Below are 23675 nucleotides of genomic sequence, written 5' to 3' on the forward strand. Positions count from 1 at the left end.
ACCAAAAAACAAACACAAAACCCCCCGGGCCCCACCGCACCCCCCTCCCCCCCCCCCCGGGGGGGGGGGGGGGGGGGGGGGGGGGGGGGGGGAACCCCCCCCCCCCCCCCCCCCCCCCCCCGCCGCCCGTCCGCTGTTCCCGCGCGGACCGCACCAGGCACACGCGCGGGGCAACAGAGCGCCGAAAGGCGATGCGCCATGACCTTGCGCCAGGATGCCTTCCTCGAACGCGTGCAAGAGCGCGGCGAGTACACCACCCGGCAGGAAGCCGACCGCGCCGCGAGGGTCGTCCTCGCCCTGCTCGGCGCCCACCTCGTCGGGGAGGACCGCGCCCGCGTCGCCGCGGGCCTGCCCGAGGCGTACGCGCTGATCCTCCTCAACCCGCTGCCCGCTGCCGAACCCCTCGATGCGCAGCGGTTCATACGCGCCACTGCCGCCTGGATCGACGGCGCGACGGAGCAGACTGCCGCCTGGGACGTCAGCGCCGTCCTCAGCGTCGTCGCCGACGCCCTCGACGACGACCTTCTCCAGCGGATCCTCCTGCAACTGCCTCCCGACTACGACCTGCTCTTCGGCCGCCCACGCCCTGTCTGACCCCCCACCGGCGAGGGCCTCCCCAGTCTTCCTCGACATGAAAGGCCTGCCCTGTGTTCGACCAGCCCGTCCTCCATCGGCCGGCCCCGGACATGACCTACGAGCAGATGCTGCAGGCCGTGCAGTACGAAGGTGCCTACCCCGACACCGATCGCGCGGCCGAAGCCGTCCACCGTGTCCTGGCCGCTCTCGGCCGCCGCCTGACCGGCCCTGAACGCGTCGGCCTGGCCGCCCGGCTCCCCACGGAAGCCGCCCTCACCTTCACCACCCAGATCCCCGAGTTCGACCAGCTCACGGGATGGGGCTTCGTCAAGGACCTCGCCGCACGCACGGGAGTCAGCCCGGCCGTCGCCCGCTGGGACACCGGTGCCGTCCTTGCGGTCGTGGCCCGCCTGGCCGGCCCCGACCTCCTGGCCGGCATCCTCAGAGCCCTGCCCGGCGGCTACGCCATCCTCTTCGGACAGATCGACCTCACCGCAGGCCACCTCTCGTAACCCGTGCAAGGCCCCCAGGTTCTGGCCGACCTGGCCACTTCGAGCCGGCGCCGTCCCGCCCGGACAGCCCGCCGAGCCGATGAGGGGACGCGGCGTAGTGCACCCTGTGGGCCGTCCAGCCAGGTTGTGTGGGGAGGGGTCGGCCTGGCGACCGGATCAACTGCCGGGGTACGTCACTGATTTGTGGGAACCTACCCATGCATATCGGTGTTTGCTGGCATGCTTCGCTTTCCCTGTCTGTTTTGTGAAGGAGAGTCACGTGGTCGCCTTGACGCCGCCCGCACGCTGGACGGAGCAGGATCGCGAGCACTACCTGCAGCAGGTAATGCGGAGTGGGTGGTCGCGGATGCGGCCGTACTCGATCCTGTTCCTGCTCTTGGGGGTGGGCATCGCCGAAAACGGTGCCACGCGGGAGGACCTCAAGCTGGGACTCCGCAACAGCGAGAATCCCCAAGGTGACTTGGAAGCCTCCTGCTGGGAGGACCCTGACGACCTCGATGAGGATGAGCAAGCCCGGCAGCCGAAGCTCATCGAGACGGCTGCACTGTACGCGGCTCACCACGGGCGGCCGCCTCTGCGTACCCACGCCGATGTACTGGACCTGCTGCTGGCCGCAGGGGTCGTCTACGAAGTCCCCGATGCGGCCGGCGCGCCACGGATTTTTCCCAAGGTGCCGGCGCCCGTGCCCGCGGATGTGTTCCCTCTTGATGAAGAGGAGGCCGCTGTTCAGCGGCAAATGCTGATCGACAGTGCGTACGAGGGTTTCTCCTATCGCATCATTGAGCTGTTCGAGCCCGACGGGCTGCGCCGCAAAGAGATCGTGACCAGCCTGGACCGCCTCGCCCGGCTCATCGAGGGAGACCCTCAAGACGCACGCGAGGCGGTTCGTCTCCTGACGGACGCCGGTGACTTCACGACGACTCTCGACGTCTCCGACGCGCCTTCGCACAAGGTCTTCCGCATCCAGTGCGACTGGGAGCGGTTCGACAAAGAGCGGATCAGTATCCACGGTATGACCGAAGACGGCAAACTCGCGGTGACGCTACCCAGCGACCTGGAGTGACCCCCTCGGCTCGTGGCCGATGGGACAGCCGAGCTCCAACCGAGCGGGTTCGCCGCCGGGCTTGAGGGTCTGCACACCCCGACGGAAGCCGAGAAGGCCCTGGAGGGACTGCCGCGGCCGGACGACGCCGTGCTCACCGCGTTCACTGCAGGGCTTGCCGGCTACTGGGAGAGGTCCGCGCGGCGGCCGGCGCCGCCCGGAGTGCCGTTCCTGCGGGCTCACCAGGCCCCAGGCCGCCGCCGCTGCACGGGTGTGGCTGCGGCACCGGACCGGGTGGGAGTGAACGGCTACCGGCCGGGCACGGTTGCGTAGTCCTTCGGGGACCTCGGACGCCATGTGCTCGGCGCCCACCCAGATGCGTCGGCAGAAGTCCTGGTAGGGGCCGTAGCGAAGCTCCCGCTGCTACGAGCGGCTCCTCCTGATCGCCGCCAGCCGCCGGCCTCAACCTCTGCTGCGTCGGGCCTGACGGTCCAGGAAATCGATCAGTCGCGTTTCCGAACGCAGAAGCCGCTCTCGCTGCTCAGGAGGAAGAGAGGCGAGTGCGTCGACCAGGACCTGCTTGCGAGGAACATGAACCATGTTGCCGGAGTAGACCCGGCAGCCCGAGCACCAAGCGAACCCGACGCATCGCTCGAACATGGAGGACTCGGGCGGGTGGAAGCGGTACTGATACGAGCAGACGGACGTTCCGCAGGCGGCGCAGACTCGCCGATCGCTGTCGAGAACCGTGTCCCAGGTCGCAACCTTTCGCCAGTGTTGTCGCCCGGCCGGTGCTCTTCAAGTCGTCATGCCAGCATTCTCCCTCGCAGCGATCCGCCCAGAACAGCAGACCGAGCAGGATTCCGCCCGACTGCAGACCGGTAACTGCCTCAGCATGCCCTTCACGGAATCCGTGCCTGAACCGAATCAGACCGTCAAAGCCAAGCGCCTGCCCGCCGGTGGCCGGACCGACCGTGATCCGGCCCGCCGGGCTCGATCAGTGGCAAGGACTCACATTCGTGGAGGCGATCACCACCCGTGCCGGTCGCCGAAGAGGTGCGCGAGGGATACAAGCGCGAGCTGTACCCGTGCCCGGCGAAACCCGTCCCGGGCGGCCGGAGCGAGATCGACCGGCTCACTGCCAGGAACGCGAGGCTCCGCCGACGGTGTCAGGAGCTGAAGGGCCAGCTCAAGCTCGCCACTGCGCAGATCCAGTTCCTCGCCACTGCGCGCCGTCCGACTCGAGGAGGCGTTGGAGGGACGGGAAGGTCACCCATCTCGGCCGCAGGTTCAGCGGCCGCTGACCGCCGACGCATCGGGTCTCACAAACCGCCGAGAGTTCAGGCTTTCCTGAATCCAGGCAACTTTGTATTGTCGAAGGGTGCTGACCATCGCCCCGGACGTCGAGGTGCTTGCGCGCTTCGGCCGTGCTCTCGCCGATCCCATCCGCTGCCAGCTGCTGCTGGCCCTGCGGGATGCCCCCGCCTATCCGTCCGATCTCGCCGACAAGATCGGCGTCTCCCGGACCCGGCTGTCGAACCACCTCGCCTGCCTGCGCGACTGCGGCCTCGTCATCACCGTCCCCGACGGCCGCCGCACCCGTTACGAGCTCGCCGATGAACGGCTCGGACACGCGCTGGACGACCTTCGCACCGCGGTCGTCGCCGTCGAGACCGACAAGACCTGCGTCGACGCCGAGACGAAGGACTGCTGCTGATGACCGCGATCTCCCTCGGACCGTCCCCGACCCGCCGCGACGTCCTCACCAAGCGAATACGGCTGCTGGTCGCCGCGACGATCACCTACAACGTGATCGAGGCGATCGTGGCGCTCACCGCCGGCACCCTGGCCTCCTCCACCGCGCTGATCGGCTTCGGCCTCGACTCCGTCATCGAGGTCTCCTCCGCCGCGGCGGTCGCCTGGCAGTTCTCCGCGACCGACCACGACGTCCGCGAAGCCCGCGAGAAGCGCACCCTGCGGATCATCGCCTTCTCCTTCTTCGCCCTCGCCGCATACGTCACCGTCGACGCCATCCGGGCACTGACCGGCACCGGCGAAGCCGAGCACTCCACCCCCGGCATCGTGATCGCAGCCCTGTCGCTGGCGGTCATGCCGTTCCTGTCCGCCGCCCAGCGCAAGGCCGGACGCGAACTCGGCTCCGCAACCGCCCTCGCCGACTCCAAGCAGACTCTCCTCTGCACCTACCTCTCCGCCGTCCTCCTGGTCGGGCTCCTCGCCAACAGCCTCTTCGGCTGGTCCTGGGCCGACCCGATCGCCGCCCTCGTCATTGCCGCCGTCGCCGTCAAGGAAGGCCGCGAAGCCTGGCGCGGAGACGCCTGCTGCGGCCCCATCCCCACCACTGGCCCCAAAGCTGTCGCCGAGACCGACTCATGCGGCTGCAAGCCCGGCTGCACCTGCTGCAACTGACCCGACCGGAGACCTTGATGCCCCGCCCCATGCCCGCAGGCGTCCGCACCGCCTACACCGCGGAAATGACCGCCGCCCGCACCGCTGCGGACCCCGCTGACCGATGGCGCCACCTGGAGCGGGCCCACATCCTGTCCCAGCCCTGGCCCTGGCCCCACACCCGCAACCACATCGCCATGCTCGGCCTCGCCCTGCGACAGCGCGACCGGCGCGAAACCCTCGGCCAGGTCGTCCGCATCATCGTCGCCGCCCCCGGATCAGCACTCGGCCGCTACCCCGAAGGCAACACCGGCAGAGCCAACGTCCCCCTCACCAAGCCCATGCCACTGCCCGACGACCTCGCCGCCATCCTCAGCACCTGACCAGAGCTGAAGCGGTCAACGGTCAACGCCAAACCCGTCCACAGGGGCGACTGGACTCTCAAGGAGGCCAAGCTCGGGCAGCCGAAGCTGTCCGGACCCGGCAAAGGACACCGACACCGACCCGCTACTCGTCCTCACCGGGGCCACGCTGGAGCGCTACGGCCTGCCGGTCAAGCTCACCGACGAGGAGCGGCTGGCCGGACGGCTGCCGGAGGGCCACAAGGTCGCAGCGCGCGATCCAGGGTGAGCACCGGCGCCCCAGCCGGCGCCTCCGCGGAGTCGACGGCGTGGATGAGGCCCCGCCCACGCCCGCGGCCGACGGCCTTGGCCAGCACCCTGCCGGAGGGCCGGCGCGGCCACATCTCGCCGTACCTGACCGAGCACATCAAGCGGTTCGGCGAGTACAGCACGCACGAACTCGGCATTCAGCCGGAGGCGTACGACCCCAAGCTCGACGTCGACTTCACCCAGCTCCGCGAACAGCAACCGGCCGCCTCCGGCTTCGGCACGGCTGCCTGAGCACCGAAGGGCCCACACCATGCCCGCTGAATCGTCCGGAGGCTGAGCACCGCCGCGGTGATGGACGCGATGCGCGCGGCCGCTGTTGGCCCTGTTCTCTATAGCTGCCGCCACCCGACAAGTAGCTCTCCGTAGCCATCGCGACGTTCCGTAGCCAATTCTCAGGGCCGGGCGGTCCTCAGTGAGCGCCCGTAGCGGTCGAGTGAGGGCACCACCAGGGTGTCGCCCTGCTGGAGGAAGGCGTGGCATGCCTTCAGCTCCGGGCGGAGGTCGTCCTTGCCGGACTTCTTGTCGGCGAAGATGCGTCGGCAGCCGGCCGCGGTGAGGGCGTCGGTCTGGCGCAAACCTTGGTTTCTTGAAGGCGATCATGCTCGTTTGGTCCGAGATGGAGGCATCGACGCCGCAGAGGTCCTTCGCCTGCTCCAGTCAGGCAGCGTCCGTGAGTCGCAGATCGCGTTACGCCTCGCAGAGCTATTCGATCTTGGTGATGCGGGCCGTTTCTGTGTCCCCGTCGGTGCCGATCGCCAGCAGGCGGCCGGTGCGCGGATGGCGGGCGCGTGCTGTGAAGCCGGGACGGCTGAGCATTCGGCGGCCGGTGGCTATGTCGTAGACGGCCAGGTCGGGTCCGAGGGCGTAAAGGAGTGTGCCGTCACTGGTCAGGTCTGCCGTCGGCCCGGGGAACCAGTCGGTCGCCCCCTGGCGCTCCACGTCACTGGTCAGGTCTGCCGTCGGCCCGGGAAACCAGTCGGTCTCCTCCTGGCGCTCCACGTCGTAGATGCGCACGCCGTCGTGCAGGTGCTTGTCCACTCCGAATCCCCACACCGCGAGGCGGTTGTCGTCGAGCCAGGCAAGTGGCCCGTCCCACACCCAAGTCCGGGGGTCGAGGGTGAAGCGGGAGGGGCCGTCCTCGGACTCCCACGGGTTGCCGTCCAGCCATGCCTCAAGGTCCCAGACGGTCAGTACTCCCCAGGGCTGCCATACCCACCCGTCCGACACGATTCGACGGCTCCCGGGAGAGACGCTGAGGCCGCAGAAGAAGTAGTCGAGGTAGTGCGCGTCATGCTCGCCGGGGGCCCGGTACTGGGGAGTGTCGCGGTCCGTCAGACGGGTACCGGTGGAGGGGTCCGAGCAGTCCAGGCGGTTCCACTCGGTGGCGTGGACCAGGACCGTTCGGCCTGCGACGTCGGCGAATGCCAGAGGGAACCGGCAGAGGTCCTCGCGATAGTCACCGCGGTCCAGGTGCATGGCGACGCGCCCGGTAGAGGTTTCGATCACCACACCATGGCGGCCGCCCGCTGGCGCGAGGGCGACGAAGCGCCCCGCCTGATCGGTGGCCAGTACCAGTTCGTCATCGTCGCCCAGGGCCAGCTGGTCGGCGGGAAGGGCAGCGATGTGCCTCAAGGCACCGTCGCCGACGGAGTCCAGCTCGATCAGGCCGTCGTCGCATGCGACGATCCAGCGCTCTCCCGGTCCATCGGCTATAGGCGTGACGGCTCGAACTCCTTTGAGGCGTACGCCGAGCGGCTGCCGCACCAGGCCGAGCTGCTGAGGAGCATCGACGGGGCCGGGAAACCCGATCACTCCCTCCCAGATACCCTCCCGCTCAAGACGCTCCACAAGGTCCGGTGACACCGGTACCAGACCTCCCGAAAGGTCCAGGTCGGCACCGGATGCGCATGCTGGGCACAGGTAATCGAATGTGCGTTGCTGCGGGTGGAAGGCCCTCCAGTAGGCGCCGCTTTGCGCGGCACGGTGCTCACATGCCCCCCGCGCGTCACGGTGAGCCCATCGTGGTATCTCGATCGACATGAGGCCGACCATATCCACTCGGAGGGTTTCACTGCTGCTCTTTTCGCCCCAGGCCAGGTAGGCCAAGTAGCGCTCGATCAGCGACGCGACCGGCACGTGGTCGTCCCCGAGCACGGTCCATGACTCGGCCAGGAAGTTGGTGATGAGCTTCTGCCATGCCTCGGGCCGCTCGAGCATGGGCAGGTGGCCGGTGGGGATCTCGACGAGCCGGGCGCTGGGGATGCCGTCGGCTATCTGGCGGTGCAGGCGGGTGGAGGTGAACCAGTCCCCCCTCCAGTACGACCACATCAACTTCCTCGGCCGCTACGCCTTCACACGCCCGTCGGCCCCGGGCCTGCGGCAGCTACGCGACCCGCACACCGACGGCGAGGACGGCGAGGACGAATAGCTGCAGACCCGTACAGCCGAAGGCGGTCCGTCACGGAGTCACCCGCTGAGAGGCTCCGGACTTCCGTTCTCTGACCCGAAGTGCGGCGTTCGCTGCGTGCACTGCCAGCCGTGGCGCGGCGAAGTTCTCGCAGCGTGGATCTTGCAGGGTTTCCGTCAATTGCTCTCGCCGACGGGCGAAAAAGCACGGTCGGTGACCGCCTGCGTGAGAAGGTCGCGCAACTCGGCGGCCCGATCTGTCAGCGCCAGTTGGGATTCCCTGGAGGCGGCCAGGCCGACCAGGTGAGGGCCACCCAGATCGAGGTAGTCGATGGGGGTGGCACCGCGCGGGTAGATCACTCCTGTGGCCTTGAATTTGCGCCGGGTCGGCAGCAGCGGGTCAGCGCCGGCCTGCAGCAGTCGTCGGACCACGTCCTCCCCGAGCCCCATGGCCGCGGCGTGCAGCGGTGCGATGCCGGTCTTCGGGCTGAAGGCGTTCGGGTCTGCTCCGTGACGCAGCACGATCTCCAGCGCCGCTAGGTCGTGCCGCCGGGCCACCTGTACGACCGTGTCGGCATGGATATGCGCTCCGGCGGCGGTAAGCAGCTTCGCCGACTCGATGCGGTGGGACTGGTAGAGGGCCAGGTCGAGCGCGGTCGTTCCGTGTCCGTCGAAGCCTTCGAGGTCGATCTCCGGTTGTGCGATCAACGCGGCCACGGCGTCACTGTGGTTCTGGTACACCGCCCAGTGCAAAGCGGTGTGTCGGTGCGTGCCATCGTTCTCGGCGGCGTTGACGTCGACGCCCTGCTCGCCGAGGTACCGGATGACACGGGCTGCGCCCATCCGCCCCGCCACCAACAGGAAGAGTTCCAGATTGGTTCGATCACCGACGCCCTCGATCCGCAAGCGGAACAGCGGTACGCAATCCGTCTCCGCGGCGTAGAGCATCACGAAGTGTTCGCGGCATATTGCATCGCGGTGGGCGTAGACAGCCTGTGGGTCCGGGCTCGCGACGAGGTCGGCCACCGGACTTCGCAGCTTGTCCAGTCGTCCCTGCATGCTGAAGACGTGGCGCATCTTGTCAAGCGCGCGGACGACAGCCTCCTCGGCCGCCCGGTCCGGCAGGAATTCGGCCAGGGAAAGCATGGACACCCCAGGTGAAGAACGATGGGGCGCCATGGTATCCGGCGGCAACCCGGTGTGGTGGGGATCAAGACCAACGGTTCGATGGCTGCTTGTCGTCAGTGGTTCGCGGTTCTGATGCCCGATCAAGCAGCAAACGCGGTAGAACGAAACGACTGTCCGAAGTGTGAGGCTCCGGCGGGGAGCCCGTGCCGTACCCGAGGCGGGAAGACCGCCGCGAAGTACCACACCCCCCGCTTCGCTCTCGTCCCCGCACTCCGCGAGCACCTCGACGTCCCCGTCCCAGCCGACCGGCTCCCCGGCCGGGCCTGGACGCGCGGCCCCGCGCTCGCCCTCGTCCCGGCGCCCCGCACCGAGCGGCCGGTGCGCATCGGCTACGCCCGTACGTCGACCGCCCGCCAGGAGCTGGGGAGCCAGCTCGAAGCCCTCCGTGCTGCGGACTGCCACAAGATCTTCCAGGAGCAGATCAGCACCCGGGTCAAGGTCCGGCCCGAGCTGGAGAAGGCCCTCGTTCTGGCACGCCAGTTCAAGGAGGCCGCGCCCGAGACGCCGGTCGAAGGGCCATGCGGAAGCCGGCCGCAGGGCCACGGCTCGCTGTGCAGGTGAGGCCGCCGTCGGCGCCCGTATCCTGCGTACTGTCCGGTTCGTCGCACTGCGCTTGGCGTGGCACTCTCATCGCCACCAGTTTGTCGAGCGCCTCGATGCGTGCGGGATCGCTCTCTTTCCAGACCGGGCCTGCAAGATGGCCCGTGCGCTCCTTGTCGAAGACCCCGTTGCGGGAGTCTTTGGAGATCCGGTGTGCTGGACGCGCGTGAGGGGTGCTCCCTCAGGGACCGGACCGGCGGGAAGGTCGTAGGTGCGGCGGATGCGTTCGAGGACTTCTCGTACGAGCGTCTCCGCAGCCTGCTGGGCCTGCCGCTCGGTGCCGAACTCCAGCGCCACGTCCACGGCCACCAGCGCGTTCCCCATGCGGCCGCGGGCCCAGCCGACGGGGATGCGCTGTTCGGTTGGGCGTGACTGACCGTCACGGGACGACCCCCACTCCGTACCGGTGGCCAGGTACCAGTTGGCGCCCGAACGCCGTACCCGGGCGTCGAGCAGCCCCGGGTTGTCCACCTCGTACTGCGCGCGCTGGGCGCTCTTGACCATCCCTGCTCCGGCGGCGAGAGCCACGGTCAACGTGACCTCCGTGTCGGGCCGCAGCGCGGACTGCTCCGTCATCACGCAGGAGCTGCGCGCACGGGCACGGCGGTCGTCGGCGCGCTTCGGCCGGCTGAAGCCGTCATCGAGGAAGCCCCTGGCGTCGGAGAAGATATCGACACGTGGCTGTCCGGCGACCGCCGGGCGCTCCATGAGGAGGCGTACGGACCGAAGCGGGAGCAGCTCGCAGGCCGGGGCGAGGGTGCGGAGCGGTCCCATCGCGCCGGGGGCCGTGAACACCGAGCTGGCCAGGAGGACCACGGCGGTCAGGCCCGCCAACGCGGCCAATGCTCCGGCGCACAGACGCCCTGCCCGGCCCGTACGGCGTCCCGCGTCCTGCGGATCTGTTTCCGCCGCAAGCATGCGCTGCAGTTCGATGTGCCGGAACCGGTAGACACCGCCGGTCTGGCGCAGCACGCCGCGGCGGTGTGCGTCCGCGAGGAACCTGGTGAGCTGCCGGGGAAGGCGTCCCGTCGAGGCGAGCCACCAGCGCGCCACCGTGTAGCGGCCCCACGCCGACATGGCCAAGCTCCACAGACACCACCACAGGGCCAACGCGCCGTACACGGCCGCCCAGCGCCAGGGGGTGACGGCGTCCTCTCCGCGCCCGAAGCCCCAGAACAGGATGGTGGCGACTACCGGGACGGGCAGCACCTTCTGCGCGGAGAGCATGGTCCGCGTGTGGGGAAAGGAGAGAGGTGCCAGGGCCAGTGCGGTGCGACGGTCCTGGCGCAGCAGGGTGACGGGGTCGCTTCGCTGGACGTCGGCGGGCCCGCGGATGACGGCGAGTGTCCGTGAGACCGCTGCCAGCGGGACGAGCAGCAGGAAGGAGGCGAAGAGGACGGCGAGACCGTTGCCGCGTACGACGGCCCAGATCCAGACGGCGAGCCCACCCACCGGAAACAATACGGAGAGTACGGCTCCCACCGGCCGCTCTCGCAGGGCCTGGAGCACCTCGCCGCGGGGTGAGCGCAGGCGCTGCGGGGGACGGGCGGGGCTTCCGTGCTCGGCGATCCAGTCGAGCGCTCCGGCGCACACGGCCGCGATCAGCGCGAGAAGGGCCGCGCGGAGTCCGAGGTCGGGGACGTCCGGCTGTCCCGGTGCGGGCAGGGCGGTGGCGGCGACCGTCGCTGCGAGGAGCAGTCCCAGGGGGAGGGAGACCAGCAGGGTACGAAACGTCCACGGCACCTGCTCTTCGAGGTGCCACCAGGCGATGTCCTGCCTGGGGCTGCGGGCGAGCCGGGCCAGGTACCGACGGGCGCGACCGGACGTCACATGGTCATGACGGCCCGGCACCGCTGCCGGGTTCATCTGGTACGCAGCATCGACGAAAGCACTCAGCAGATGCCGCTGCACCGCGTCCCGGGTGGTGAGATCGCTCCGTTCGAGGAGGTCGTCCGGGCGGGCGGTGGTGTCGCTGTAGACGGCTCTGGCGAGGGAGACCATGAGCGGGGTGCGCAGAACCTCGCGCAAGTGCCGCGCCGCGTAGCCGTCGGAGTCGGCGTCGGAGTCGGCGTCGGCGTCGGCGTCGGGTGCGGCGAGCCGGTCCAGGACCGGGTCCCACTTCGTGGTGGAGTCGGCCTGCTCACGGGTGGTGCGCGGCAGGTAGGCGCGCAGGTCGGCCACGTCGAGCGGCTGGAGCTGGACGGCCGCCGTCTTGGGCATGCGAAGCCCGGTGGCGTTCAACGCGTCGGTGAATTCGGCGGTGCGACTGGTGAGGACGAAGCGGCCGTCGGGCAGCAGGCTTTGGGACAGCTGGGAGAGGGCCTTCCTACGCGAGGCGGTGGGGAGTTCGTCGAAGCCGTCGAGGATGGGCAGGATGCGTCCGGACGTGATGAGCTGGTGAGCGGTGTTGCGGGCCGAGGCGCCTGAGCCTTCCCCGGCCAGGATCCCTGCGTGCGTCTGAGCCAGCCGTCCGGCCGCCCACCACCACAGCGGCGTTCCCTCCAAGGGGTCCCAGGACGCGAGCGGGAACACGACGGGCACCGGATCGCGGTCCGTACGCCGTGCCAGCAGACCGGCGGCCAGGTGGAGGACGAGCACCGACTTTCCGGCACCCGCTTCACCGAGGACCACGAGGCGGCCGTACGGCAGGTCCTCGTACGTCGGGACGACGTCGGAGAAGGAGCCGTCGAGCCGGGGCGCCGCCCGCCCGGCGCCCGCGAGGTTCGCGGCGTGGTCGCCGATGCCGCGCGGGGCCGCCGTCCAGCGCACCGGCAGCGGACCGGGGTCGTGGACGCGGACACCGGCCTCCTCCCGTGCGTAGTGCTCTGCGAGGGTGCGCGCCAGCGACGAGGCCGCCTTGCGCAGCTCCTTGGGCGGCAAGGGCTGATCCTGGGGCCGGCGTCGGCGGCGACCCCGTACAAGGACGACACCGGCCGCGGCTCCCAGCACGAGGCAGGCCGCGGCGGCCCACCGGTCAGCGGTCTGAGAACCCAGCTGCGCGCCGTCCCAGGCCAGGGCGACGGCGAGCATGACACCCAGGAGGAAGGTGAGTGCGGGCGCCCGATCCGAACGCGGCGGGCCGGCCTGCTGATAGATGATGTCGCCGGTCATCCGGTAGGCGTGCACCACCAGGTCGGGCGCGTCCCCGTCTGCCTCGGGGACGTGGAAATGCACCTGCTCGGCGTGGGCGAAGGCCACGCTGCCGTTGTCGGCATGGACGGTGACGCCTCGGCGGCCCGCTTCGTCGTCGCCTGCGGCGGTGTGTGGTGGGCTTGTGTCAGCCGGTGCCGGTCCGTTCAGCCCTGGATCGGATCCGGCGCCGGAGGGACGGAGAGATTCACATCCCCGTTCACGACGCCGGCCGCGACTGATCCCCGGTCGGCATGGATCCGAAGGTCCCCCTGTACCGCGATCCCGCCCGTGCCCGACTCGTTCGCGCCGGGCGAGGCGTGCCGCCGCAACAGCTCGCGCATCGCCTCTGCCGCACGGTGCCGTTCGTCCTCCCGCAGCTCCTCGAGCAGGAGCTCGATGCGGGACCTCCACACCGCGTCGTGCCCGGCGCGCGCACGTTCCGCGTCCGCCTCGCCACTCTCCTGCGCGCCCGCGAGCTCCGCGGCGGTACGGTCAAGGCGCTCCAGCTCGGCCCGCTGACGCTGTTCGTCCCCCTGCCCGAACCACTGCGCCAGCGCCTGCCGCAGCCCGGCCCACGCATCCGTCCCCGCGGCCTGCACCACAGCGGCCCCACCCATACTGGCGAGCGCCACCAGTGCCTGCTCCAACATCCCCGTCCGCCCTCCCCGCGCCCGGCCGTTCCGGGCTCGTACCGTATCGCGTAACTCGGCGCACCCACAGGCCATATGGCGTCAGGACAAGCCCTCACTATGCGCGGAATACCGTGCTCGGGCCAGACCGCGCCCCGCGGCCGACGAGATCGGCCGCGGCTACGAGACCGCCACCGGAACGTAGGCTTACGATCATGGTTCGTTCGGCGGAGTGGAGTCGACCAGCTGTGATGCCCCCGTACTGCGCGATCTGCAACGCGTCCTCCAGGGACCACGACTACGAGACCTTCACGCTCGTATTCTTCCGTGCGATAGCGCCACCGCTCGATCATGAAGGGCATCCCGAGAACGCCCTCTGGTTCTGCAAGGATCACGTCCGGTACACCGAGGGCAAGACCCACATGAGCGCCATCCTGGCCATGGTCCACATACGCGCGGCGATCCGCCGCAACGCCCCAAACCCCTGGCCACTCACCAGCATGCCCTGACCCAGGGCCCGCGCACGCCCATCGACCCGGCGAAGATCGGCCGCTCCTCGGTCCGGCGCCGACCCCGAAGCCGTCGCCGACCTCGCCGCCTTCCTCACCCGCATCCCCGGCCCTGCGGAGAGCCGCTCACCGTGATCTGAGGGCGTTTGTCCGGTGCTTGAGTCGGAAAGAGGCCCCTGGGGCCTTCCGGCGGGGCCGCGTGACACATAGAAGTTGGAACCCGGCCACGAGGACCGGGCCGACCACGTCGTCGCCCGCCTCGGCGACGGCGAGCACGCCAAGGCGGCGATGTCCCTGGTGCCCCGGACGTCGCGGACGACCCGGACAGGCTGCGCGCGCTGCGGGACAAGCTCGATGGCCAGCAGCACCAGCGCAGGCAGGACGAGCAGGCGGTGCAGGGCATCGCCCGGGCGAGCGGCATGTCCGACGACTGACCGGCAGGACGCCGCCCCAGTGCAGCGAGGGGCAGCAGAGCCGCAGCGAGGGGCAGCAGAGGGTGTGGTGCTGCTCGGAAAGCCGGAGAGCGATGACATTCCGGCAGGCTCCAGGTGGGGCACAGAGGGGCACACGGGGCACACGGGGCACACGGGTGCTGTCACCGCCTGCGATGCCGACACGGGTCAGTACGGCCGCGCCCGCTTCGCGAAGGCCGGCGACAGCTCGTACTGCAAGGCGCTCGGGAAGGCGACGGTGTTCGGGTCCCCGTCCGAGATGTACCGGCTCTTTCCGGCAGCGAGCTTGTCCAGCCAACGCGACGAACCGAACTCGGCGTCCTCGTCATTGTGTCCCGCTGAGCGGATCCGGGGGATCGCACCGGGGGTGAAAGCCTTCGCGAACGGCGAGGGCGACGGGTTGGCCCCCACGAGGTACACCCCGTCGTACCGGTAGCCCGTTCCGTGCATGGCGAGCCCGGCCGGCTGGGGCATGGCGCCGAAGGGCAGGGCGAGCGAGGTGACCTGCGTCCCGGGCGCGGCCCTCTCGATCGCCTCCTGGCCGGCCGAGATCGCCCTCGCGGCGCCCGCCCGGTCCAGGGATCGCAGGTTCTCGTGGCGGGCGGTGTGGTTGGCGACCTCGTGCCCGTGCTCCTTCAGCCAGGCCAGGGCCTTGGCGGAGCCTGTGGCCGAGAAGGCGTCCGCGTTGACGAAGAAGGTCGCCACCGGCTTGAAGGCGGGGTACTTCTTCGCGGTTTCCGCCAGAATGGCGACTGCGGTGTCCGTCGCCGGGGTGCCGTCCGGGCCGAGGCGCACCTGACTGTTGGTCGAGTCGTCGAACGTCAGGACCACAGGGTGCGTGCCTGCCGGGATGTCGATGCGGCCCGTCTGGAAGTCCCGTGCCGTCACCGGCACGTAGTTCTCCCGAGCGAGGCGCTCCAACTCGGCCCGGAAGTCGGCCGGGGTGCGGTCGTAGACGCTGGCCGGATTCTCGGTGAGCTGGTGGTACATCAGCACCGGTACTTGGCCGAGTTCGTTGGCGCCGACTTCCGCCGGGCCCTTCGCGGCGACGGGGCCGGCCGCCGCCGATGACGCGGCGGCATGGTGTCGCCCCGCGGCCGGTGACGGCCCCGTGGAACAGCCGGTGGCGAGCAGGGCGGCGCCCGCCAGGGCGCCGAGCGGGACGAGCGGGACGAGCGGGTGGCGCATCGGAAGCCTCTCCACGGCAATGTGTCGCGCCATGACTACCTGCGACGGGAGCCCTCATACCGCACTGTCCCCTGCCTGGCGTAGCCGCCGCGCCGGACCTGATCGCGGCCGTTCGTGTGAAATCTGAGCAGAGCAAGGCGACCGGCACACGGAGCGGCAATGAATGGAGGCACATCCGGCCCACGCCCACGGCACGAAGGACCTCACGATGTTCCCCACACGCATATCGCATTCCGCCTCCTCCCTCCGTCTCCGGCGCCCGGCCCGTCGGCGCGCCCTCATAGCGACGACCGGAGCGGTCGCGCTGGCCGGAGCGGGCGTCGGAGCCTGGACGTTCCTCGCGCCGGGTCCGGGCATCCAGGGGGTGAGCGACGGCGTGGTCCTCGATGGGCGCGCGGCCGCACGGGTCAGTGCCTACCTCGCCGCCGACGCGGCCGGCGGTAGGGACAAGCTGCGCGTCACCCTGGACGGTGCGGCGGTCCCCGTCACAGCCGATGGCGCCCGCCTGAAACTCGTCCTTCCGCATCTCAAGGAAGGCCGGCACACCCTGGTGGTGGCCGGCGGCAGCAGCCTCCCCTTCGCCTCGTACCGCAAGATCGTGGGCTTCACTGTCGATGCCACTGCTCCCGAGCTGAAGGTGGCCGACCCCGAGATCAAGAACGCCGCCCCCGTGACCATTGCCGGCAATGCCTCCACCGACGCCAGAGTGAGCGTCAATGGCAAAAGGGTCCCTGTCGACAAGGCCGGGGCCTTCAAGGTCACGGTGCCGAAGGGCACACCCCTCGTCACGGTCACCGCGGTGGACCGCGCCGGAAACACCACCACCAAGGACGTGTCCGCCCGGGGGCGCCGCCCCATGATCCGGGCCGCGCACATCACAGCCGTGGGCTGGGGCGACGACACGCTGCGCGGCGACATCCTCGCCCTGGTCCGCAGCGGCAAGCTCAACGCCGTCGAGCTGGACGTGAAGGACGAGGACGGCGAGGTCGGGTACGCGTCCCGGGTGCCGCTGGCCCGCCAGATCGGCGCGGCCAAGGGCTACTACGACGCCCGCAAGGCGATCGCCGAGATCCACGCCGCCGGCGCCCAGGCCATCGGCCGCATCGTGGCCTTCCGCGACCCCAAGCTCGCCTCGGCCTCCTGGAAGTCCGGCAAGCAAGACCAGCTCGTGCTGACCCCGGACGGAGAACCCTACGACGGCGGGCACTACGGAGCCCTGTCCTTCACGAACTTCGCCAACCCCACGGTCCGCAAGTACAACCAGGACCTCGCCGTCGAAGCAGCTCGGCTCGGCTTCGACGACATCCTCTACGACTACGTGCGCCGACCGGACGGCCCACTGACGGACATGCGCTTCCCGGGCATCGGTACCACCACGCCCGAGCAGTCCGTCACCTCGTTCGTCGCAGAGACCCGGACCGCGCTGCGTCCCCACGCCAAGTACCTTGGCGTCTCGGTCTTCGGTATCGCCGCGACCCGCCCCACCGAGATCGCACAGGACATCGGTTCCCTGGTCAAGGTCACCGACTACATCGCACCAATGGTCTACCCGTCCCACTGGGGGCCGGGAGAGTACGGCGTCGCACAGCCGGACACCGCCCCGTACGCGATCGTGCAGCGTTCGCTCGCCGACTTCGCCCGCCAGGCGAAGGGCACGCAGACCGAAATCATCCCGTGGCTGCAGGATTTCTCGATGGGCAGCACCTACGGGCCGGCTGAGGTGGCCGAACAGATCAAGGCTGCGGCAGCAAACAAGATGAACTCCTTCATCCTCTGGAACGCCGGCGCCCGCTACCAGGGCGCGGCACTCCCGCAGATCGCCACGCGCTGACGGGGCCGGCCGTACCTGTCGCCGCCATCGTGGTCATCGGCCGCATCGGCTGACACCGCCTGGGCGAATCGGTGGCAGGCTCGGCCTGGGCGGAGCGCTACCGTACCGGCACCCCGACTTCCAGAGGGGCGTCGATGGCTGCTACTTCCGTCCGGCCGGAGTGGGTGTCCTTACCTTCCGGTGTCCGCGCGCACGTCGAGTCCCGTCTGGGGACTGTGGTGGTTCAGGCCGAGGGGAAGACGGGTGGGTTCACTCCCGGGGTGGCCTCCCGTCTGCTCCTCGAGGACGGGCGACGGGTGTTCCTCAAGGGCATGGAGGCGCAGCATCCGTTCGCACCGCAGTACGCCGACGAAGTCACCGTCACCCGAGTCCTTCCCTCCGGTGCGGACCACCACAACACTCCAGGCCCCACCAGGCGGCCTCCCACCGAGCTCGGGACATGAACCAAGTGGCCGAAGTCCATACGCGAAGGCCGCCGCGCTGAGATCATCACTGTGCGGGAGCACAAGCGGAGGAGGCCCATGGCGCCGGAGACAACCGAGTTGGCCAAGAACGTCATCGCGTTCCTCCTGGCCGGGATCGGCTCGACCGTCCTGTTCCTCATGCCGGGCTACCTGCTGGGCACGACCATGGACCGCGGCCGGCAGGGCCCGGCCGTCAGCGAACGGGCGTTCATCGCCAATGTGGCCGTCGGATCCATCGTGGTGCACCTCATGATGTTGTGGTGGACGGCCCCGCTCGCCTCCGACATCGTCCAGCACGGTGCGGGAAGGTACGTCGGCCAGATCGCGGCCTGGACGATGATCGTCCTGGTGGTCGTCCCGGTGGCCCTGGGAGCCGGGCTGTCGTTCCTGGCCGATGTCCGCCGCCCCGCCTGGCTGCACCGGCTGCTGGTCCGGATCGGCCTGTCCTCGGTGACCAGGGTCCCCGAAGCCTGGGATTGGGTCTTCAGCCGGGCGTTCCCGGCCTACGTCCGGGTCAGGCTCACCGAGGACCGGGTCGTCTACGGGCTGTACGCCGACCGGTCGTTCGCCTCGTCCGACCCCGCACACCGGGACCTGTACCTGCAGCAGCAGTGGACGGGCGAGGACGACTGGTTCACCGAGCCTTATCCCGGCAGCAGGGGCGTTTGGTTGAATGGAAGCTCCATCGTGTCGATCGAGTTCTTCGACGGCAGGAACGACGAGGAGGATCCCGATGACCCGGCCTGACGATCCTTCCGAGGACTGGGAGCCCGACTGGGACGACGACGCCCACCGCGGCTGGCAGGCGGCTGCTCCGATGCGCAAGCCGCTGCCGCCCAAGCGCCCGGCCCGCCGGTCACCGCCTCCGCCTCCGCCTCCGCCTCCGCCTCCGGACGAGGGGGCCGAACCGGTCGACGAGGCGTCCGCCTAGCCCTCGCTCCTCCGGGACGGCATTCAGGTCGATGCTCTTCACTGTGAGTCCGGCCGCTTCGAAGAGGTCGAACATCAGGGCCTCTGTCGCGTAGCGCACCACCGGGCGGAGCTCTGTGAGGACGTGCTCGGCGGCTGTCCTCCCGCCGGGCAGCATGGCGAGCAGCGCCGCGAAGCGCACTCCCGGCACCTCGTCGACCGCCTCGATGAGGTCGTCGAGCGAGGCGGGCAGGTCGTCGTAGCGGGTCGCCACCCAGCGCAGCCGGTCGATGGTCTCCTCGAGCCGGAGCGACCCGGTCAGCCGGTCGGTGATCGATACGGCGAGCAGCTGGTGGAACGCCTCGGCGCCGATCGTGCCGCCGTTCGTCAGATGCGCCGCCAGGGTCGCGTGGGCGTCCCTGATCGCAGCCGGGTCGAGGGTGTCGCGGACGCTGTAGAGCAGGCGCAGGGCGTCCCGGAGCAGCTCGGCCGCCTCGGTGTACCGGCCCTCGCGCGCCTCGAGCTCGGCCACCGACTGCCGGACGCCGGCAAGCCGGGCCAGGTCCCGCTCCCGCTCGAAGACGATCTGGCAGCGGCGTAGGACCTCGCGGGCGCGGGCCGGCTGGCCGAACTCTCGCAACAAGAACGCGTTGTTGTACTCGACCTGGGCGATCTCCAGTTCGGGTGCGCCGCGCCGCGCCATGCTCACGAGGATGCCGTCGCCGAACTCCAGGGCCTCCTCCCACCGGCGGAGCTTCATCGCCGCCCGCAAGCCCGCGTTCAGCAGGACTTCAGAGACGTGCCATCGGTCGTGTTCCCCCGACTCGTCCTCGCCCAGCTTCCTGAGTCGGCGCGACAGCCGCCGCACGCGCGGAAGGGCCTCCTCGTGGCGTCCCGCGGCCACCAGGGCCTGCAGCACCTGTATCTGCGCGGTCAGCCGCCGCCACGGATCCCGCCCCGCGCGACGTGCGTGCTCCTCCGCCCGTTCGGCGACTTGCAGGGCCTCCTCCGCACGGCCCATCAAGATCAGCACATTGGCCAGGTGGCCGCCGCTGAGCGCCGCGGCCTGGTGGTCCCCGGCCTCGACCGCGTTGCCGAAGGACGCACGCAGCTCGGCTTCGATCGAGACGTTCCGGCTCCGGACCAGCAGGTCGGTCCGGAGCTTGCGTACATCCGGCTCGACGTCAGTGCCCCGGGCGAGCTCGTCCAGCTCGGCGAGCCACGCGTGGACGGCGTTGACCGTCTCGGCCGACATATCGCGCCCGGTGATCACGCTGAGCGCCTCGAGCGTCTCGCGTGGGCGCTCAAGGGCCAGCAGGTACGGGACGGCACGGCCGGCGTAGAAGACGGCCATGTGGCTGTTCTCCTCGCGACGGCTTTCCTGGATGCAGAACCACCAGAACGCAGCGACGACACCGGTCACCGCTTCGTACTCCTCGCCCGTGAGCAGGCCGCGGCCTACCGCGACCGTGATCGGATGCATCAGGACGGAGCGGACGGCGTTCTCGACCGCCGGATCGCGGACGACCTCCGCCAGGCCGGAACGGGTCAAGGCATCGAGCGTGGGATCCAGATGGGGCGCCTCGCCTTGCCCGCCGAACGCCTCCCACACGTCCTCCCAGATGGAGGTGACGATGGGCCCTGCCTCGCGGTCCGCCTCTTCCAGCGAACACAGGAACCGGAACAGGATCCGGGCCTCCTCCGGCAAGGAGGCTGCCGCGTCCTCCGCCCAAGCGGCGATCAGGGCCCTGTGACCAGTCTGCCCGGCCAGCAGCAGGGGGTGCCCCTCACCGCCGCGCACCAGCGAGGCGTCCGCTCCTGGGACTTCACGGGCGAGCAGTGCGGCGTCCACCGGCGAGAGCGGGTGGACCGGCTCGATCTTTAGGCTCCGGGGCGGGTCCGCCGGGACGAGCCGCGAGGTGAACACGACCTTGGGTCCGCCAGTGCGTTCCGCGTGCTCGCGCCACCGCTCGTCGTGCCAGGCGCCGTCCATGCCGTCCATGCCGTCCATGACGAGCAGGGTCCGCTCGTCGAGGTCGTCGGTTACTTCGGGGACTCCTCCTTCGCACCAGAGGATGCGGTCGTAGGTGTCCGCATAGGCGTGTGCGAACTTCAGGGCGGTCGTGGTCTTGCCGATGCCCGGCATCCCGGTCAGCAGCACCGGGCCGGTCGCCGCCAGACGGCTGATCAGCGCGGCCCGGCCAACGAACGCCTCCGGCCGCTCCGGGAGCTCTCCTGAGACGCCCGGCGGGCTCGGCCTCGGGCCGGGCGGGGGTGTGATCGGCATCAGGTCGGCCGTTCCTGCGCTGAGTAGTACCGGTGTCGCCGACCACAGCGGACGCCAGGCCCGTCCTGCGGCGTCGCTCCGCCGCCTCAAGTCGGTCATTGCCCCACGGACGGCGGTGGACGCCGCGCTGCCGGATAGCAGGCGCAGATAGAACTCCCGCGTGAACTCGACGGCGAACTCGTCGGCGAGGGGGTAGCGCATGGCCAGGACCGCGCAGCTCATCGCTGCGGCCAGCCGGATCGGCAGCGCGGGCGCCGGCTCGATGTCCTCCTCGTCGTCCCAGTCGGCCGTGGCACCCCCGCCGGAACCGCACCATGACAGCACAATCAGCTTCAGTCGCCGTGCCGACGGGGTCAGCATCCCGGTGATCTCGTCGGCCGTCACGGTCTCGCTCCGGCCGTGGCCGTCGTCGGTGAACAGCTCTCCGGGGCGTCCGTGCCCGGCCAGGTGCACGATGTCCCAGCCTTCGAGGTCGGGGAGCCGTTCCTGCAGGCGGTCTCGCGTCACTCCGTAGTGCAGGACGTGAAGCTCGATGGCACGACCGCCGTCCGAGACCTCTTTGACGATCCGCTCGACGGTCATCAGCTCGCGGCGTAGTGCCAGCGCGTCGGCGTTGGACGGCAGGCTGAATACCGCGAGGATCCGCAGGGCCGTCGACGGCATCCTCTTGTCCGTGGCTGCCGCCGCGGTCTCGAAGACCAGGCTCACCGGTTGTTCCGCGAGACGGACGCCGTCGCCGAGATGGGCCAGCTCCCATGGTCTGTCCAGGAGCCAGGAGGCGCCCTCGGGAACCTGGACGCGCACGACGGTGGGGGCGGCGCGGTGCTCGCCGAGGATCGTGCCGACGGGGCCGAGGACCTCCGCGCCCGTCCACCGGCCGAGCCCCTCCATCAGCCTGAGCTCGTCGCTGCGGCGCCGGTCCGGTGAGGTCCGCCAGCGCAGCCAGGTGTGCAGGTCGGAGAAGGCGGCGAAGGACGCGTCTGCGGGGTCGAGCCGGACCTCGTGCTCAGCAAGCACGGTTCCGTCGGCCCGTGTCAGCTTCCAGGTCCATGCCACTGGGGCGGCGGGGTCGCAGACGCCGTCCGCTGAGAGGATCAGGTGGGACGGATCCAGCGGAGGGAAAGGTGTCGTCTCCTCGACGGCGGCCGGCTCCTCCTCTTCGGCGTTCCCGCCGAGCTCGCGCTCGACCCGTTCCAGGTCCCTGCGGTCCGCGAGCACGTGAGGATGAGCCGGGCCATCGATGGTCTCTCCTGCGGCCACCGCCGCGGCCAGCTGGTTCCGTGCCTCCTCGAGCTCACCTAGATCGCGCAACACCCGGGAGAGCGTGGACCGGCAGGCGGACACCCTGTGGTCGTTCTCCCCCACTGAGGCCAGCAGCTGGGCCAAAGCCTGTTCCATTTCGCGCCGGGCGCCCTGCAGATCTCCTTCCTCGTGCAGGAACACGCCCAGCGACTGGCGGCCGACCGCGAGGTCTGGGCTGCCCGCTTCAAGGCGCCTCTCCCCGATCTCCAGGGCGGCCAGCAGCTCCGCCTTGGCGGCTGCGGGCTCGCCGAGTTCACGGAGGAGCGTCGACAGGTCGTGCCTGTAGCGCGCGACTTCCGGGTGGTCTGGTCCGCGGACGGCCGTCGCCAGGGCGATCGCCCGGTCGATCCGGGCACGTCCTCCGGCCAGGTCGCCGCTCTCCGAGAGGGCATGGCCGTACTGGTAGTACGCCTCGGCCAGGTCGGCACGGTCGCCGCGCCGGATCGCGAGATGGATCTCCAGGGAGTCCTTCAGCAGCCGTTTCGCCTGCTCGGTCCGTCCCCGCCTGCCCGCGGTCATGCCCAGGTCCCGCAGAACCCGGGCGCAGAGCGGCTGGAGCCGTTTCATCTCGCGCACGTGCGCGACGGCGTGCTCGGCGTGGCTCGCGAGCCGGTCGGCGTCGGCGGGGAGGCCGGTCTCGTTGAGTGCCTCGGCGCACAGGAGCAGCGCCGCACTGGCCCAGTAAGGCCTCACCACCAGGGTGCGGGCCGCGGCCTGCACCACGGATTGCATTCTGAGCTCGGACCCGTCTGACGCGATCTTGATCAGCCCGTACTCGGCCAGGGCGGCGCCGGCCGTGGCGCGCACGTCCGGATCGCGGAGCGGTGGCGGCAGGAAGCCCAGGTCCGCGTCGTGGCCGAACAGCAGCCGCAGGTCGAGCCGCGCGGGGGCGAGGAACGCCAGCAAGCTCATCAGCCCGTACGCGCCGGGCCGGGCCCGCAGCTCGCCCTTCATGGCCGACAGTGCCGCCGCCACTGGTCTCACCTGGGCGGGCACGGCCGCGCGCATCACCGCTCTGGTCGCGCGGTCGCGGTAGACGATCCCGGTCAGCAGGCGGTTCGGACGCTTCAGGCCCGTGCGGACCCGCCGGAGATAGTCGCCGAGCGAAAGCGGGTGCCGTTCCAGGTAGGCCCGGGCCAGCCGGAGGGCGGGAGGCGAATCCGCGAGTTCGGCGGCCAGCGCGTCCGCGTCGCGAAGTTCCAGAATTTTGGTCACCGGTGCCAGGAATGCCAGCGACTCCTGCCGAGTCCAAGCTGGCACCAGACCGACGACCACATCGTCCTGCATTCCAAAAGCTTACGGACCGGGCGCCTTCCCGGGCGGAGAATCCATGGATGGGCCGGCCTGCGCCCCGGCCCTGCTCGTCTCGGCTGCACCGACCAGCAAACCACCGGCACCGCCGCCGACGCCGGCGTACGTGCCCCGAACCGAAGGGCGGCCGGGCCGCACTCGCCGAGCACGGCGGCCGGCCCCCGGTCATCACCGACGACATGCTGCACACTGTGCTCCGCCGCCGGGCGAACGCTGTTCAGCTCCAACGACCCGTCGGCGTTCGACATCGCGGAGGCGTT

19 protein-coding genes and 1 pseudogene are annotated in these 23675 nt (G+C 70.2%); 13 read left to right on the forward strand and 7 right to left on the reverse strand.

Features of this window, described 5'->3' with window-relative positions; genetic code table 11:
- Positions 1 to 198: 198 nt before the first annotated feature.
- The 8 genes from AC068A_RS25140 (at position 199) to AC068A_RS25175 (ending at position 5438) form a co-directional block, all read left to right on the forward strand.
- Entirely contained in the window at positions 199 to 594 is a 396-nt protein-coding gene (locus AC068A_RS25140; RefSeq protein ID WP_478588414.1) for a DUF2267 domain-containing protein, read from the forward strand.
- Between the two features lie 53 nt (positions 595 to 647).
- Positions 648 to 1088: a DUF2267 domain-containing protein gene (locus tag AC068A_RS25145; protein ID WP_478588416.1), complete on the forward strand. Its 441-nt coding sequence runs from the start codon at positions 648 to 650 to the stop codon at positions 1086 to 1088.
- 259 nt (positions 1089 to 1347) lie between these two features.
- The gene (locus tag AC068A_RS25150; RefSeq protein ID WP_478588417.1) at positions 1348 to 2151 is read left to right on the forward strand and encodes a DUF6042 family protein; all 804 of its coding nucleotides are present in this window, start codon (positions 1348 to 1350) and stop codon (positions 2149 to 2151) included.
- 12 nt (positions 2152 to 2163) lie between these two features.
- Positions 2164 to 2463, forward strand: coding sequence for a hypothetical protein (locus tag AC068A_RS25155; RefSeq protein WP_478588419.1), 300 nt, complete (start codon positions 2164 to 2166; stop codon positions 2461 to 2463).
- Positions 2464 to 3511: 1048 nt separating this feature from the next.
- On the forward strand, positions 3512 to 3847 hold the full coding sequence (locus AC068A_RS25160) for an ArsR/SmtB family transcription factor (protein ID WP_478588421.1): 336 nt from the start codon (positions 3512 to 3514) through the stop codon (positions 3845 to 3847).
- Positions 3847 to 4557, forward strand: coding sequence for a cation efflux transmembrane domain-containing protein (locus AC068A_RS25165; protein ID WP_478588423.1), 711 nt, complete (start codon positions 3847 to 3849; stop codon positions 4555 to 4557). The genes AC068A_RS25160 and AC068A_RS25165 overlap by 1 nt, the downstream gene beginning before the upstream one ends.
- Before the next feature lie 29 nt (positions 4558 to 4586).
- Positions 4587 to 4919 carry a DUF3703 domain-containing protein gene (locus AC068A_RS25170; RefSeq protein ID WP_478588425.1) on the forward strand — a complete coding sequence of 111 codons (333 nt, stop codon included), beginning with the start codon at positions 4587 to 4589 and terminating at the stop codon, positions 4917 to 4919.
- A gap of 324 nt (positions 4920 to 5243) precedes the next feature.
- On the forward strand, positions 5244 to 5438 hold the full coding sequence (locus AC068A_RS25175) for a hypothetical protein (RefSeq protein WP_478588427.1): 195 nt from the start codon (positions 5244 to 5246) through the stop codon (positions 5436 to 5438).
- A 176-nt stretch (positions 5439 to 5614) separates the two neighbouring features.
- Here AC068A_RS25175 and AC068A_RS25180 read toward each other — a convergent pair.
- A pseudogene (locus AC068A_RS25180) lies at positions 5615 to 5782 on the reverse strand (recombinase family protein); the annotation flags it as partial.
- A gap of 127 nt (positions 5783 to 5909) precedes the next feature.
- The gene (locus AC068A_RS25185) at positions 5910 to 7535 is read right to left on the reverse strand and encodes an alpha/beta fold hydrolase (protein ID WP_478588429.1); all 1626 of its coding nucleotides are present in this window, start codon (positions 7533 to 7535) and stop codon (positions 5910 to 5912) included.
- Between AC068A_RS25185 and AC068A_RS25190 the strand changes: the two genes are divergently transcribed.
- Positions 7504 to 7635: a hypothetical protein gene (locus AC068A_RS25190; protein WP_478588431.1), complete on the forward strand. Its 132-nt coding sequence runs from the start codon at positions 7504 to 7506 to the stop codon at positions 7633 to 7635. The two genes, AC068A_RS25185 and AC068A_RS25190, sit on opposite strands and share 32 nt — an antisense overlap.
- 155 nt (positions 7636 to 7790) lie before the next feature.
- Here AC068A_RS25190 and AC068A_RS25195 read toward each other — a convergent pair whose 3' ends face one another.
- Positions 7791 to 8759 carry an ankyrin repeat domain-containing protein gene (locus tag AC068A_RS25195; protein WP_478588433.1) on the reverse strand — a complete coding sequence of 323 codons (969 nt, stop codon included), beginning with the start codon at positions 8757 to 8759 and terminating at the stop codon, positions 7791 to 7793.
- Between the two features lie 114 nt (positions 8760 to 8873).
- On the opposite strand from AC068A_RS25195, the gene AC068A_RS25200 reads away from it, so the two are divergent.
- Positions 8874 to 9362 carry a zinc finger domain-containing protein gene (locus AC068A_RS25200; protein WP_478588435.1) on the forward strand — a complete coding sequence of 163 codons (489 nt, stop codon included), beginning with the start codon at positions 8874 to 8876 and terminating at the stop codon, positions 9360 to 9362.
- A 66-nt stretch (positions 9363 to 9428) separates the two neighbouring features.
- On the opposite strand, the gene AC068A_RS25205 is transcribed toward AC068A_RS25200, so the two are convergent.
- Both AC068A_RS25205 and AC068A_RS25210 read right to left on the reverse strand, forming a co-directional pair.
- Entirely contained in the window at positions 9429 to 12599 is a 3171-nt protein-coding gene (locus AC068A_RS25205; RefSeq protein ID WP_478588437.1) for an NACHT domain-containing protein, read from the reverse strand.
- Positions 12600 to 12697: 98 nt separating this feature from the next.
- Positions 12698 to 13183, reverse strand: coding sequence for a hypothetical protein (locus AC068A_RS25210; RefSeq protein WP_478588439.1), 486 nt, complete (start codon positions 13181 to 13183; stop codon positions 12698 to 12700).
- A gap of 194 nt (positions 13184 to 13377) precedes the next feature.
- On the opposite strand from AC068A_RS25210, the gene AC068A_RS25215 reads away from it, so the two are divergent.
- Positions 13378 to 13671 (forward strand): hypothetical protein, encoded by a 294-nt coding sequence (locus tag AC068A_RS25215; RefSeq protein ID WP_478588441.1) that lies wholly within the window; start codon positions 13378 to 13380, stop codon positions 13669 to 13671.
- Positions 13672 to 14291: 620 nt separating this feature from the next.
- On the opposite strand, the gene AC068A_RS25220 is transcribed toward AC068A_RS25215, so the two are convergent.
- Positions 14292 to 15311, reverse strand: a complete 1020-nt coding sequence (locus tag AC068A_RS25220) for a polysaccharide deacetylase family protein (RefSeq protein WP_478588443.1) — start codon at positions 15309 to 15311, stop codon at positions 14292 to 14294.
- 163 nt (positions 15312 to 15474) lie between these two features.
- Here AC068A_RS25220 and AC068A_RS25225 point away from each other — a divergent pair, with 163 nt between their 5' ends.
- Positions 15475 to 17142 carry a putative glycoside hydrolase gene (locus AC068A_RS25225; protein ID WP_478588445.1) on the forward strand — a complete coding sequence of 556 codons (1668 nt, stop codon included), beginning with the start codon at positions 15475 to 15477 and terminating at the stop codon, positions 17140 to 17142.
- Positions 17143 to 17663: 521 nt separating this feature from the next.
- Positions 17664 to 18353: a DUF6338 family protein gene (locus AC068A_RS25230; protein ID WP_478588447.1), complete on the forward strand. Its 690-nt coding sequence runs from the start codon at positions 17664 to 17666 to the stop codon at positions 18351 to 18353.
- A 109-nt stretch (positions 18354 to 18462) separates the two neighbouring features.
- On the opposite strand, the gene AC068A_RS25235 is transcribed toward AC068A_RS25230, so the two are convergent.
- Complete coding sequence (locus AC068A_RS25235) at positions 18463 to 23391, reverse strand: tetratricopeptide repeat protein (protein ID WP_478588448.1); 4929 nt, start codon at positions 23389 to 23391, stop codon at positions 18463 to 18465.
- Positions 23392 to 23675 lie beyond the last annotated feature (284 nt).

It is taken from the genome of Streptomyces sp. NPDC043854, assembly GCF_056436005.1.

Bases quoted from the DNA above. Each gene is read 5' to 3' on its own strand.
- AC068A_RS25140 (WP_478588414.1), top strand. From the start codon at position 199: ATGACCTTGCGCCAGGATGCCTTCCTCGAACGCGTGCAAGAGCGCGGC.
- AC068A_RS25165 (WP_478588423.1), top strand. From the start codon at position 3,847: ATGACCGCGATCTCCCTCGGACCGTCCCCGACCCGCCGCGACGTCCTC.
- AC068A_RS25170 (WP_478588425.1), top strand. From the start codon at position 4,587: ATGCCCGCAGGCGTCCGCACCGCCTACACCGCGGAAATGACCGCCGCC.
- AC068A_RS25185 (WP_478588429.1), bottom strand. From the start codon at position 7,535: ATGTGGTCGTACTGGAGGGGGGACTGGTTCACCTCCACCCGCCTGCAC.
- AC068A_RS25195 (WP_478588433.1), bottom strand. From the start codon at position 8,759: ATGCTTTCCCTGGCCGAATTCCTGCCGGACCGGGCGGCCGAGGAGGCT.
- AC068A_RS25200 (WP_478588435.1), top strand. From the start codon at position 8,874: ATGCCCGATCAAGCAGCAAACGCGGTAGAACGAAACGACTGTCCGAAG.
- AC068A_RS25210 (WP_478588439.1), bottom strand. From the start codon at position 13,183: ATGTTGGAGCAGGCACTGGTGGCGCTCGCCAGTATGGGTGGGGCCGCT.
- AC068A_RS25215 (WP_478588441.1), top strand. From the start codon at position 13,378: ATGGTTCGTTCGGCGGAGTGGAGTCGACCAGCTGTGATGCCCCCGTAC.
- AC068A_RS25220 (WP_478588443.1), bottom strand. From the start codon at position 15,311: ATGCGCCACCCGCTCGTCCCGCTCGTCCCGCTCGGCGCCCTGGCGGGC.
- AC068A_RS25225 (WP_478588445.1), top strand. From the start codon at position 15,475: ATGGAGGCACATCCGGCCCACGCCCACGGCACGAAGGACCTCACGATG.
- AC068A_RS25230 (WP_478588447.1), top strand. From the start codon at position 17,664: ATGGCGCCGGAGACAACCGAGTTGGCCAAGAACGTCATCGCGTTCCTC.
- AC068A_RS25235 (WP_478588448.1), bottom strand. From the start codon at position 23,391: ATGCAGGACGATGTGGTCGTCGGTCTGGTGCCAGCTTGGACTCGGCAG.